This window comes from Pseudomonas sp. PS02290 (genome assembly GCF_029960075.1).
GTDB lineage: Bacteria > Pseudomonadota > Gammaproteobacteria > Pseudomonadales > Pseudomonadaceae > Aquipseudomonas.
Map to the genome: position 1 here is coordinate 14372 of NZ_JASCOY010000010.1, position 12764 is coordinate 27135.

Sequence of the window (12764 nt, forward strand, 5' to 3'; positions counted from 1 at the left end):
AATCGGGTTACTTCACTCACTAGGGAATAAACATGTGCGCTTTTCGTTCCGCACTCAGCCGTCGCCTTCAAGGGCTCACCTGCGCCTGCTTGATCACCGCTTCACCGCTTTGCCATGCGGATCCGGACACGGACCCATGGGAAGGTTTTAACCGGCCGGTGTTTTCGTTCAACGACACCTTGGACACGTATGCGCTCAAACCCTTGGCTCAAGGTTATCAATTCGTCACCCCCCACCTTGTCCAGGATGGGATTCACAACGTGTTGAACAATCTGGGGGAGGTGAAGAATCTGGCTAACAATCTACTTCAAGCCAAGTTTCATAGCGCCGGCGTCGATACGAGTCGATTTCTGTTCAACAGCACGATTGGCCTGGCGGGTTTGATCGACGTCGCCACGCCGATGGGGTTACAGCGCAGTGATGAGGACTTTGGTCAAACCCTCGGTTACTGGGGGGTCGGTAGCGGCCCGTACCTGGTACTGCCGTTTCTGGGCCCAAGCACACTGCGCGATGCACAGGCAATCCTGCCCGATGCCTACGCCAACCCGATTCGCTACATCGGCGACGTCCCTACGCGTAATAGCCTGTATGGCGCGAGCATCATCGACGGACGTGCTCAATACCTGAAGTCTGAAAAACTCATCACGGGCGACAAGTACAACTTCATCCGAAGTGTCTATCTGCAAACCCGAGCTTTCAAGATCAACGGTGGAGAGGTGCAGGATGACTTTTGATCAGTGGGACGACCCGCATAATGGCCGGTGCCAAGATGAGGCACCGTGACGGGCTTGCCCGCTCTCATGCCGCAAGCCCGCGGTGTCTGTCGTCTGCCAGGGATCGAAATCCCTGGCTGGAAACAGTGCTTTCAACTGGCTTTCGGCTCTCCCTGGCCGATTTGCCAGACATAGGGTGGCTCGGTGCCGTTGATACTCCAGTCACCGACGATCTTCGCCTTGTAGATGAGCGGGTTATGGGACGCAACGGTACGCGCGTTACGCCAGTGTCGATCCAGGGCTTTATTGACGCTGATGCCTGAGGCGCCGAGCGCATTGAACAGGTCGGTAGCGGCTCGCAGAATGAGGTCAGAGACGACGACCTGTGCTTTCGCCGTTTCGATTTCTGCTGCAATGTTTGCCGTTCGCTCTGCCTCGGGGTTCCCCGAAAAGCGAGCTTCATAGGCTTGCTGCAACGGTCTTGCAGAGCGAAGAGTGGTGGCCTGTGCAGCGTAAACCTGAGCGGAAATTTGGCCCACCACCTGCTGGATCTGGACATCGGCGCGGACGCGGCTGGCATTACCGTGGCTGTAAACGCGTGTGCGCTCGCGGATCTGCTGGGTAATGTCGCGTTCTATCGCCCGACCTGTGCCCGCCAATACGGCAAGCAATACCAGTTGATAGAACGCGGTTTGATATTTAAAACGGTTTTCGAAGGGGATGATGTGTGTAGCGGGAACCGGAACGTTATTGAACACTGAGGTCCCACTGCCTGTAGTGCGTTGGCCGAAACCGTCCCAGTCATCGCTTAGTTGTACGCCGGCGTGATGGGCATCCACCACTGCAATAACGTCGGCACCATTGTCCGAGCGCTGCGCGTACACATCGATCCAGTCTGAAAACAGACTGCCGGTGCTGTAGTACTTTTTCCCGCTCAACAGAAACTGCGCTCCGTCCGGAATCGCTTTGGTGATGACTTCACCGAGCTTCACAGTCCCTGTTTCTGTCCAGGCGTTACCCACCAGATCGCCTTCAACGAAGCGCCGAAACCATGTCTCGCGTTCGGCCGTCGGGGGCGAATTCAGTTGATCTTCCACGAAGGCAAAATGGCCGCGCAGGGATTGCGGAATATTGGAGTCGGCTTCGGCCAATTCGATTAGCAACTCGAACAGTTGCTCAACAGAAGCGCCGGCGCCGCCATATTCCCTGGGCACCCGAACAGCACCGAACCCGGCCTGTTTGAGCCACTTGATGGGTTCGTATGGGAGAGTACGAGCGTTTTCTCGCTCAACGGTGCCCGCTGCAATGTCCTGGAACAGCGGCCGAAAACGATTAGCCAGTGCTTCGTAGTCGGTACCCAGAGAAAGCGGATTGTTCGGCGTGTCAGGCATGGGAAATCCCGTGATGATGAAAGCTGTCCGGTGCTGGCGGCTTTGATACACCCGCTTTGCATGCTCCATGCCGAACGATATCGGGCCGATTATTCTCGGTGAATCCGTTGAATGAGCGGGCACAACTGTTGATGCATCAACAGTTGTGCTGTTTCGCTGGCTGCCCTGCGACAGGGTTTCGCGGCGTGCGGGAAACACAACTGTTTGCCTGGAAACACCTGTTCAGCAAAACGGTGTTGGCCGACAAATCCAAACCCCTGACCCGGTCGTTAACCTGTTGAAATTGCAGTAAATAAACAACTGGCACAGTTGCTGCTATTTCCATGGCAGGAAGGTGGGCACACCGTACTTGGCGACCACGCCGGGCGGCTCCCTTGCTCTATTTGGAGATCGGTAGATGAGTCAGAACGCAATTAAATTCGCATACTGGGTACCTAACGTCAGCGGCGGCTTGGTCGTCAGTAAGATCGAGCAGCGCACCGACTGGGGCATCGATTACAACCGCAAGCTGGCGCAAATTGCTGAAAAGTCGGGCTTTGAATACGGGCTTACGCAAATCCGTTTCACCGCCGGATACGGCGCCGATAACCAGCATGAGTCTGTTGCGTTCAGCCATGCATTGCTGGCGGCGACCGAGAAACTCAAGGTGATTGCCGCCATCCTTCCCGGGCCCTGGACGCCCGCCGTGGTTGCCAAGCAACTGGCGACAATCGATCAACTCACGGCCGGCCGTGTGGCGATCAACATCGTCAGTGGCTGGTTCAAAGGTGAATTCCAGGCCATTGGCGAACCATGGCTGGAGCATGACGAGCGCTACCGTCGTTCGGAAGAGTTCATCCAGGCGTTGAAAGGCATCTGGACAACCGACAACTTCACCTTCAAAGGCGATTTCTATCGCTTCCACAATTACACACTGCGTCCCAAACCGATTCAGCAGCCCCATCCTGAAATCTTTCAGGGCGGCAGTTCCCGCGCGGCCCGGGACATGGCTGCACGCGTCTCCGACTGGTACTTCACCAATGGCAACACGGTAGAAGGTATCAAGGCGCAGGTGGATGATATTCGGGCGAAGGCAGCGGCCAACGGGCATTCAGTGAAGATCGGGGTCAATGCCTTCATCATCGCCCGCGAAACCGAAGAGCAAGCGCGCGCGGTGCTCCAGGAAATCATCGATCAGGCTGACCCTGAAGCCGTGAATGCGTTCGGCGATGCAGCAAAACAGGCCGGTAAGGCCAGTCCTGAAGGTGAGGGTAATTGGGCCAAATCCACGTTTGAAGACCTGGTTCAATACAACGACGGGTTTAAAACGAATCTGATTGGAACGCCAAAACAGATTGCGGAGCGCATTGTGGCGTTGAAAGCCGTGGGCGTGGATCTGGTGCTCTCTGCCTTTCTGCACTTTCAGGAGGAAGTGGCGTATTTCGGTGAACACGTACTGCCGCTCGTACGGGAACTGGAAGCCTCACATCATACTGTTCCTACTGCTCAAAGCGCCTGATGTACGGGTTACAAACCATGGCCACTGTCCCCACCGATGTAGTTCAGACCGAGCATCTGAGTCATGTCAGGTTTCCTGTTTGGATGAGTAATGAATCTGCGAGACGGGAGACCTGCTGAATGAAGCGGCTCCGCGTCGTGCCGGACGACGGGAACCCGCGTGTCGAAGGGGATGCAACGGGGGATGCAAAGTCTTAGGTGATGGCGCCGATCTGCCACGGCACGAACTCGTTCTGGCCATAGCCATGCTGTTCGCTTTTGCTTTTGTCTCCCGAGGCGATGCGCAGCATCATGCGGAAGATGTACTCGCCGCGTTCTTCGATGGTCATGGAGCCGTCGGCGATTCCGCCGCAGTTGACGTCCATGTCTTCTTCCTGGGTTTCCCAGAGACGGTTGTTGGTGGCGAGCTTGATGGACGGCGAGGGCGCACAGCCATACGCCGAACCGCGCCCCGTGGTGAAGGCAATCAAGTTGGCGCCGCCGGCGACCTGGCCGGTGGCGGAGATCGGGTCGTAGCCGGGGGTGTCCATGAACACCAGGCCGTGCGCCCTGACGGTTTCAGCGTATTCGTAGACATCCACCAGATCGGTAGAGCCCGCCTTGGCGACGGCACCCAGCGACTTCTCCAGAATGGTGGTCAAGCCTCCGGCTTTGTTGCCCGCAGAAGGGTTGTTGTTCAGCTCGGCGTCCATTCGCTTGCAATAGGCCTCCCACCAGTGGATACGGGCGATGAGCTTTTCACCGACCGTCTGGCTGACGGCGCGACGGGTCAGCAGGTGTTCGGCGCCGTAGACCTCCGGCGTCTCCGACAGAATCGCGGTGCCGCCAGCCGCCACCAGGCGATCGACCGCATTGCCCAAGGCCGGATTGGCCGTGATGCCCGAGTAGCCGTCCGATCCACCACATTGCAGGCCGATGATCAGGTGCCTGGCGCTGACGGGTTCGCGTTTGACGTTGTTGGCTTCTGCCAGCAATGACTTCACTTGGGCGATGCCACTGGCAATGGTCTTCGACGTGCCGCCGGTGCCCTGAATGGTGAACGTGCGCAGCGAATGGCTGCTGGTCAGGCCTTGGGCCGCCAGCAGATCGGGAATCTGGTTGGTCTCGCAACCCAGACCGATCATCAGGACCGAGGCAAAGTTCGGGTGAACGGCATAGCCCCCCAACGTCCTGCGCAACATGGCCAGTGCCTCGCCACCCGGGTCGACGGCGCAGCCGACGCCGTGAGTGAGCGCGACGACGCCGTCGACGTTGGGGTATTCAATCAGCGCCTCAGGGTGAATGTCGCGGCGAAAGTAATCGGCAATCGCCCGCGCCACAGTCGCGGAACAATTGACCGACGTCAGAATGCCGATGTAACTGCGAGTGGCCACACGGCCATCGGCGCGCACGATACCCATGAAGGTCTCTGCGGTCGGGTCGGGGCTGCCTTTGGCGTCGACACCGAAGGCGTAGTCCCGAGAGAAATCCCCCATGGCGACGTTGTGGACATGAACGTGTTGTCCCGCTTCGATGGGCTGGCTGGCGAAGCCGATAATCTGGCCGTAGCGGCGCACCGGCTGGCCCACGTCGATATGACGCGCCGCGACTTTGTGACCGGAAGGCACAGGCTCAAGCACCTCGATACCTTCGGCTTGAAGCACCAGACCTTTGACCAGCGGTTGCCGCGCGATCAACACATCGTCCAGCACGTTGAGTCTGATCACGGCACTGGCAGCGGTTGCACTGCCTGTTGTAGTTATGAGCTGCATGACGATTGCCTCGGTTTTTCAGTGAGCGCAATGGGAGTGGAACGTGGAGGGCAGGTCAGGCCAATCCACGCTCGCGGTAATCGATCAGGCTGGAGAACAGCATCAGCCCGGACGCCATGACGACGAAGAAGATCAGCGCCAGGAAGTACGAACCGGTGTACTGCACGATCAGGCCAATCAGGATGGGCACAATCACGCCGACCATGTTCCCGCAGAAGTTCATGCTTCCGCCCAACACGCCCGCTTTGGACTGGCCGCCGAGTATCGCGGGCAGGCACCAGTACATGCCGCACCAGCGAATGAAAAACAGCGCGACGCACAGCAGCGAGATGACAGCGATGGCGTCGCTGGTATAAGCCACGGCGAGAATGCATAGGGCGGCAATGGCTGCGGAGCCTGCGAACATGCTGCGCATGACGGTGTTGGGTTGCCCGCCGGCCGCTTTCCATTTGTCCGCCACCCAGCCGCCAAACAGTTCGCCGATGAACCCGCACATGAAGATCAGAAAGGTCGCGCCGCCCATGGCCTTGATGTCCAGATTATGGGCCTGGTGCAGGTAGCTCGGCATCCAGGTCAGCAGGCCGTAAAACACGCTGTTGTAGCAAGCGAAGCCCGCGAACATGGCCAGCACGGAACGGCTCTTGAGCAATTCCTTGAGGATCGCCCTGCGCCCGCCCGTTGCTTTCCTGGCCGCCTCATTGGCGTCAGTGATGTACGCGAGCTCCGCGGCATTGACCTTGGGGTGTTCACTGGGGTGGTTTCTGATGTACCACCACGCCCAGACGCCTACGACCATGGTGCCGACGCCGGCGATGACGAATGCGATCCGCCAGGAGCCAAACCAGGTGATCAATCCCGCGATGAGGATGGCGCCCAATGCAGTGCCCAGCGGTGCGCCGCCATCGACGAGGGTCGCACCGCGTCCGCGTTCATTGGGCGTGAGCCAGGCACCGTTGAGCTTGGCCCCGGCCGGCATGATCGGTGACTCTGCGACGCCCAGACCGATGCGGGTGATGAGCAGTGTGATCCAGTTGTGCGCGCCGCCCGCCAAGGCCTGAAACAGGCCCCAGCCAATGGTGGCAATGCCGACAATGTTGCGGGTCTGAAAACGGTCGAGCAGCATGCCGCCAGGGATCTGCATCAGCGCATACGACCAGAAAAACGCGCTGAGCATCAAACCTTCCAGCGCCGGCGTCATGTTGAAATCAGCGGAGATCAACGGCAGCGCAACGGACAGCGACGCCCGGTCGATGTAGTTGATGGCCGACAGGAGCAGCAGAAGCAGGAATATCCTCCACCTCACCGTGGTGGGACGGGCGCTCGCGGCACTCGTCGAAGCAGCAGGCGTAACGGCCTGTACATTGCCAGTGGTCATGTTCATCTCACTCTTATGTTTATTATGAAATGCATCCCTTGCTAAAGGCCCGATGCAGGGCCTGACCTGTCACAGCGACCTCACGTCTCCAATATTGAACGCAGAAGGCGCGACTTCGATGCTGTTGCACAGCGGCTTTCCGAACTCGTTCATGCTGATCTCGAACCGATCACCCGGCTGAGTTTTGACGTTGTCCGCGACCGAAAGGGTGGCCGTGCCGAAGAAGTGCACATGCACATCACCCGGGCGCAGGAATTGGGTGTACTTGAAGTGGTGGTATTCCAGATTCTCCAGGCTGTGGCACATGTTGTCCTCGCCGCTGAGAAACTCTTTTTCCCAGAGCACGTTGCCGTCGCGCCAGATCCGGCTGGTGCCCGCCAGGTGCCGGGGCAACTCACCGACGCGCAGCTCGGGCCCGTAGGCGCAGTTGCGCAGCTTGGAGTGGGCCAGGTACAAGTAATTGCGGCGCTCCATGACATGGTCGGAGAACTCGTTGCCCAAGGCGAAGCCCAGGCGGTAGGGCTTGCCGTCATGGCCGATCACGTAGAGGCCGGTCAGCTCGGGTTCTTCGCCCGCATCTTCGGCGAAGTCAGGCGACTGGAAGGCCTGATTCGGGCGTACCACAATCGAACCGTCGCCCTTGTAGAACCACTCAGGCTGCGCGCCCGCAGCACCGGTCGCCGGACGGCCGCCGTCGATGCCCCACTGGAACATCCGCGCGGTGTCCGTCATCTCAGCCTGATTGTCGGCTTTTTCCTGGTGCATTTTGTCGCGAGTCGAAGCGCTTCCCAGGTGGGTAAGACCAGTGCCGCTGATCAGGCAGTGGGCCGGGTCTTCATGGTCCAGTGGCGGCAGGACGCAGCCTGTGTCCAATAGATGGGTATAACTTTCGGCACTCAGTGAGGTGCCTGCGCTCTGGACTTCCTGCTGCAGGCTGTGGCCATTGGCAATAGCGGCGAGGGCAAGGGTGCGCGTGCTGGATGTGCCGTTGACCACCTGAATCGAGTCGCCCTCGACCACGCCGACACGACGCTGGCCCGTGGAATCTTCAAACTGGATTAAACGCATGGTGAGGCCTCGGCTTGTTGTTATGGTTGAGGCCACTTTAAATTTCCAGCCTGCTGCTGCCTAATGAGAGTTACGACCCAAGCGATAACCTTTAGGTATACCCATGCTGCCGTCCTTCTCATCCATGGTGTCTCGCCTGCGACTCAAGCAGCTGCGCCTGTTGATTGCCCTCGACGAGCATGGCTCGGTGCGCAAGGCGTCCGAGATCATGGCGCTGTCGCAACCGGGCGCCACCAAGGCGTTGCAGGAAATCGAGACGGTTTTCGGTTCAAGCCTCTTCGAGCGCACGAGCAAGGGTCTGGAGGCCAACGATCTTGGCCGCTGCGTGATTCGTTACGCCCGCTTGATTCACACCGACCTTGAGCACCTCCGCGAAGAAATGGTCGGCATCCTCAAAGGACAAGGCGGGCGCCTGGCGATCGGCACCATCATGGGCGCCGTGCCGACGCTGGTGGACAGCCTGGCGCGACTGCGCGACAAACAACCGGAGTTGTCGATTTCCATCGTCGAAGACACCAGTTCGCGGTTGTTGAGTTTGCTGGATCAGGGGAGGCTGGATGTCGCCATCTGCCGAACCAGCGTGAGCCCACGTCCGGGCGCTTATCAAACCCGCTTCCGCGCACAGGAACCGCTGGTGGTGGTAGCGAATCCGGCGCATCGCCTGGCACACGCGCCGAAGCTGCAGCTGGACGACTTGATGGACAGTCGCTGGGTAGTCTTCCCGGTCCACATGCCCATGCGCCTGACCTTGGAGCGCGAGTTTCGCCAGGTGGGGCTGAGCTTTCCGCTTTACGCGATCGAAACCTCGTCGACCTTCACGACGTTGTCGCTGCTGCTCAAGGATCCGAATCTGGTAGCCGTCATGCCGAACGACGTCGCTCAGATGGCGGTGGAGCACGGTATGTTGGTGAAACTGGCGCTGACGATTCAGTCCACTAGCGAGCCTTATGAGATTGTGACGCGATCGAATGTCGAGTACACGGCGTCGATGGTGTTGCTGATTGAGGAGATGACGGGGGTGGGGTTGAATTCTTCACTCAAGCATTGATCACCGCAGCCGAAGGTAGAGAGCTACAGCAGAGCCTGTGATCATCAACGAACGCCGTCGCTCAAAGTGAGCCCGCGTTCTAAGCAAGTTTTAGCCTCAGAGAGCGGACGGGCGACACACTCCAAGGGCAGGAAATGACACTCATAATGAGACAAGCAGTCGTCACCGATCTCCCGGCCATCTACCGGGGAGAGCAGAGCTATATCCGTTCCTGGGAGCCCGACCACGAGGCTTCCTGGAACTCCCAATTTGAGAAGCACTTGACATGCTGGGTGGAGAATTTCGATCGGCTAAACATAGCCCTATTGAACGGTCATTTCGCAGGTTACTCACTTTGGACTCGGCAGCCCGATTGCGCTGAGCTTTGCACAATCCATGTAGATTCAAGTTATAGGCGCAGCGGCGTTGGAACAGCGCTGCTGGCAGCGTATGCGCTAGATGCCAAGAGTCAGGACTTTAGTCAGTTGCGCTTGAGTGTGCGAGCAAACAACCCTGCAAGGTTGATGTATGAGCGGTTTGGCTTTGTACACACGGGTACCGGCGCACATGATTATCTTACGTATGAGCGCTGTGCTTGATGCGCCTCGGCTACAGCAACGCTTCAGCCAGAAAGCTGGAGAAAACGGTTGGGTGCAGCCCGTCAGGATTCGAAGCGGAATGTATATACCTAGGCGAATGACTGATTACCGGCGTTCGGCTAACATCGGTCGTATCAAAACGACCTTGGAGATTTAAATGTCCCGCCTTGCTGAATTCCGCAAACTTGAACAACAGCTCGCAGCCCAGCTTGCCGAACTTGAAACCCTGAAAAATGACAGCGGTTTGAAGAAAGAAATCGAATTTGAAACCAAACTGCGTGGCCTGCTCGGTGAGTACGGCTTCAGCTTGAGAGAGATAGTCGGCATTCTCGATCCTCAGGGAACCAGCGGTCGGCAGTCTGCTCCAGTGGCCGCCGAGAAAAAGACACGCAAGGCCCGAGAGATGAAGGTTTATAAAAACCCGCTGACAGGTGAGGTCGTAGAAACCAAGGGCGGCAACCACAAGCTGCTGAAAGCCTGGAAAGGCCAGTTCGGCGACGAGGTTGAGAACTGGTTGGTTAAATGACCCGTTGGAGTTGAAACAGCCGTCGTAAGACGGCTTTTTTATGGCTGCGATTGCGCTCTGACATGAGCTATGAAGCGTCTGGAGAAGTTTTCAGGGCAGGGCCTACCAAGCCTGCGCGCTTAGTACTCAGCTTGCGAACTTGTAATCACCGCCTTTTTTTACCGCACTGACATAGGCCGGCCGCGCCTGGAACCGGTCGATCCACGCGGAGATGCCTGGGTAGTCGTGCAGCATGCCTTGGGACTTTGCAAACTCGCCAATAAAGCTCATCTGGATATCCGCGCCGCTGATTTCTTCACCCAACAAGTAGGGAGTAAGTTTCAAGGCGGTCTCCAGGTAACCTAGATAGTTGGCCAGTTCAGATTCGATTCGCGGCTGCAGCGGCTTGCCAGCTTCCCCAAGGCGCCCGACATAAAGACTCAACATCAACGGCAGCATGGCCGACCCTTCTGCGAAATGTAGCCATTGCACATATTCGTCATAGGTTGCGGTGGCCGGGTCAGGTTGCAAGCGGCCGTCGCCGTGGCGGCGGATCAGATAATCGACGATAGCCCCGGATTCGATCAGCACATGAGGACCATCCTGAATAACCGGTGATTTGCCCAGCGGGTTTATGGCTTTCAGTTCAGGGGGCGCCAGGTTGGTCTTGGCGTCTCTTTGGTAGTGCTTGATTTCATAGGGCAGGGCGAGCTCCTCGAGTAGCCAAAGGATGCGCTGCGAGCGGGAATTATTGAGATGGTGAACGATGATCATGAAGATCCCTATGAGATGGAAAGGTGTGTAGGGACAGACTGTTGTGTCGCACTGTGGTTCTAAAAGGTTGCGAAATCAGTAGTCAGTAGCCTTCTCGAAGGCCGTGTCTCGGTCAGGATGGCGACGGGTAGGGGTGGTGGGTGTCATGCGGAGGAATCCAGAGGCTCATCCTCGCTGAACTAATCACTGCGCCCGTCCCCTAATTCTGCGCACGTTGCGCCAATCCCAGGCTGATCCTGGGTCACTCACACACGAAGGTTTGGTGAATCATGAAGAGCGAACAGGTAGAAGGCGTTGTAGAGCAGGTTGCCGGCAAAGCACAGAGCGCAGTAGGGAAACTGTTTGGTGATTCGAAGCTGGAGGCGGAAGGTACCGGTCGCCAGGCTTCTGGTCAGTTGACCCAAGCCTATGGCGATGCGATGGACAGCATCTCTGCGTTTGTTAAAGAGAAACCAGTCGCTGCAGTTGCCATTGGTGGAATTGCTTTGCTGATTCTGGACCGTCTCTTTCGCCGCTGAGTTAAGAGTGAGGGACGCTCCTACAGGTGTGTTCCCGTTAAGTTTAGGTATGCCTGCCCCCCGATGACTGCCCGCTAGCAGCTTCGGGGGGAGGAAGGCGTGGACAGGAATCTCCCGAGGCTCCTCGTTTATTTGCTTACGATGCGAGTCCCCCGGAAGAGATAAGGAACTCATTTAATTCATCTTCACATAACATCTTCGCTGGTTTGCATGGCTGGAGGAGGTGCGCTTGGAGCTAAAGGCGATGAGAGGGTGGCTGACTATCTATACTTCTTAAGTCGCTATCTGCCTCCCAGACTTCCGCCACCATCGACGCTGATCACCTGGCCCGTCACAAAGGATGCATTTTCACCAAGCAGGAAGGTGATCAGAGAGGCAACTTCTGATGGCGTTCCCAGCCTTTGCATCGGAATCGTGGATAGTATTTGACGCTCAGCATCACTCCCCACTGGTCTGGTGGCTCGGAAAAGCTCTGTTTCTATAGGGCCAGGCGCGACTGCATTAACAGTGATTCCGATCGGCGCCAATTCAAGCGCCCAAGTACGGGTAATGCCCACCAAAGCGCTTTTGGCGGCAGAGTATGCTGTTCGATCTCGTGCTCCATAAATGGCTCGGCTGCAAACATTCACTATGCGTCCTGCCGAGGACTGCTTGAGGGATGGCAGGCAAGCTTGAGTGACCTGTACCGACGCCCTCACATTCAGGTCAAGGACGCTGTGGAGTGTCTCAAGGTCAAGCTTTTCAAGGCTCTGCGGCGTCGCGATACCTGCATTGTTGACGACGGCGTCAATGGAAGTCCGCTCTAGCAGTTTCCGAAGCATCTCACCCGTTTTCTGGGCGTTAGCTAAATCACACAGCACTAGCGTGCCGGGAAAGTCATCGATTGGTTGCCTGGCGATGCCAACCACATCCCATCCTGACTCGGTCAATTGGGAGCTGAGCGCTAAACCTATCCCTTTGGTAGCACCTGTCACCAATGCAGTTCGGGTGTTGTTCATGCTTACCTTCTTTTCATTCGGCACTAAATATCCTGATAGCACAGACCTCTCGGCGAACAAAGTGATGCCATTGTGATCTCATTCGTAGATCTCAACTTCTACGTCTCTCGCTCCCCGGGAAGGGCTTTGTGGCCAAACGGTTCCTCAGTACCTGGATTGTCATGTCTGTGATGTTGTGTCTGACCGGGTGCGCCTGGTTTCGAACAGTTCCTCTAACCGGAGCTTACGGGGAGGGTTTTCATCGTGGATGCGAAGCTCGTGAGCAGGGTTCGGGCTATGAGGCGCGGGATGCTGACGCCCGGGCTCATCTCCAGGGGCGCTACTGGCAAGGGTGGGGACGCGGTTTCAATTCCTGTCTGTCGCCTTGGGAAAAAGCGCAGCAAGACAAATGGCTGCATGGGGATGACAAAAAATACTGCACCAAGCATCAGAAAAAGCGCGGCCACTGCAAAGAGTGATGAAAGGCGACCGCGTTTCCCCGGTTAGTTGCGATGTCGCAGCGCTGACATGTGTTCAGCGTCGGATCGACTGCGACTGATCGACCGGCA

General features: G+C 57.5%; 12 protein-coding genes. 6 read left to right on the forward strand and 6 right to left on the reverse strand.

Features of this window, described 5'->3' with window-relative positions; genetic code table 11:
- Window positions 1–32: 32 nt before the first annotated feature.
- Complete coding sequence (locus QMX88_RS07500) at window positions 33–734, forward strand: MlaA family lipoprotein (RefSeq protein WP_282367835.1); 702 nt, start codon at window positions 33–35, stop codon at window positions 732–734.
- A gap of 131 nt (window positions 735–865) precedes the next feature.
- Here QMX88_RS07500 and QMX88_RS07505 read toward each other — a convergent pair whose 3' ends face one another.
- The gene (locus QMX88_RS07505; protein ID WP_282367988.1) at window positions 866–2104 is read right to left on the reverse strand and encodes an acyl-CoA dehydrogenase family protein; all 1239 of its coding nucleotides are present in this window, start codon (window positions 2102–2104) and stop codon (window positions 866–868) included.
- Window positions 2105–2501: 397 nt separating this feature from the next.
- Here QMX88_RS07505 and sfnG point away from each other — a divergent pair, with 397 nt between their 5' ends.
- Window positions 2502–3602 carry a dimethylsulfone monooxygenase SfnG gene (sfnG, locus tag QMX88_RS07510; RefSeq protein WP_282367836.1) on the forward strand — a complete coding sequence of 367 codons (1101 nt, stop codon included), beginning with the start codon at window positions 2502–2504 and terminating at the stop codon, window positions 3600–3602.
- A 193-nt stretch (window positions 3603–3795) separates the two neighbouring features.
- Here sfnG and QMX88_RS07515 read toward each other — a convergent pair whose 3' ends face one another.
- From QMX88_RS07515 to araD1, 3 genes are all read right to left on the reverse strand, one after another.
- Complete coding sequence (locus QMX88_RS07515) at window positions 3796–5352, reverse strand: UxaA family hydrolase (protein WP_282367837.1); 1557 nt, start codon at window positions 5350–5352, stop codon at window positions 3796–3798.
- Between the two features lie 55 nt (window positions 5353–5407).
- The gene (locus tag QMX88_RS07520) at window positions 5408–6727 is read right to left on the reverse strand and encodes an MFS transporter (RefSeq protein WP_282367838.1); all 1320 of its coding nucleotides are present in this window, start codon (window positions 6725–6727) and stop codon (window positions 5408–5410) included.
- A gap of 69 nt (window positions 6728–6796) precedes the next feature.
- Window positions 6797–7795, reverse strand: coding sequence for an AraD1 family protein (gene araD1 / locus QMX88_RS07525; RefSeq protein WP_282367839.1), 999 nt, complete (start codon window positions 7793–7795; stop codon window positions 6797–6799).
- A gap of 103 nt (window positions 7796–7898) precedes the next feature.
- Here araD1 and QMX88_RS07530 point away from each other — a divergent pair, with 103 nt between their 5' ends.
- The 3 genes from QMX88_RS07530 (at window position 7899) to QMX88_RS07540 (ending at window position 9947) form a co-directional block, all read left to right on the forward strand.
- A complete protein-coding gene (locus QMX88_RS07530) occupies window positions 7899–8843 on the forward strand; it encodes a LysR family transcriptional regulator (RefSeq protein WP_282367840.1) in 945 nt (314 codons plus the stop codon).
- Between the two features lie 146 nt (window positions 8844–8989).
- Entirely contained in the window at window positions 8990–9421 is a 432-nt protein-coding gene (locus QMX88_RS07535) for a GNAT family N-acetyltransferase (RefSeq protein ID WP_282367841.1), read from the forward strand.
- 157 nt (window positions 9422–9578) lie between these two features.
- On the forward strand, window positions 9579–9947 hold the full coding sequence (locus tag QMX88_RS07540) for a histone-like nucleoid-structuring protein, MvaT/MvaU family (RefSeq protein WP_282367842.1): 369 nt from the start codon (window positions 9579–9581) through the stop codon (window positions 9945–9947).
- A gap of 126 nt (window positions 9948–10073) precedes the next feature.
- Here the strand turns inward: QMX88_RS07540 and QMX88_RS07545 are convergent, their stop codons facing one another.
- Complete coding sequence (locus QMX88_RS07545) at window positions 10074–10700, reverse strand: glutathione S-transferase family protein (RefSeq protein WP_282367843.1); 627 nt, start codon at window positions 10698–10700, stop codon at window positions 10074–10076.
- A gap of 269 nt (window positions 10701–10969) precedes the next feature.
- Between QMX88_RS07545 and QMX88_RS07550 the strand changes: the two genes are divergently transcribed.
- Window positions 10970–11218: a CsbD family protein gene (locus tag QMX88_RS07550; protein ID WP_133775252.1), complete on the forward strand. Its 249-nt coding sequence runs from the start codon at window positions 10970–10972 to the stop codon at window positions 11216–11218.
- A 281-nt stretch (window positions 11219–11499) separates the two neighbouring features.
- Here the strand turns inward: QMX88_RS07550 and QMX88_RS07555 are convergent, their stop codons facing one another.
- Window positions 11500–12216, reverse strand: a complete 717-nt coding sequence (locus QMX88_RS07555) for an SDR family oxidoreductase (protein WP_282367844.1) — start codon at window positions 12214–12216, stop codon at window positions 11500–11502.
- Window positions 12217–12764: the final 548 nt, after the last annotated feature.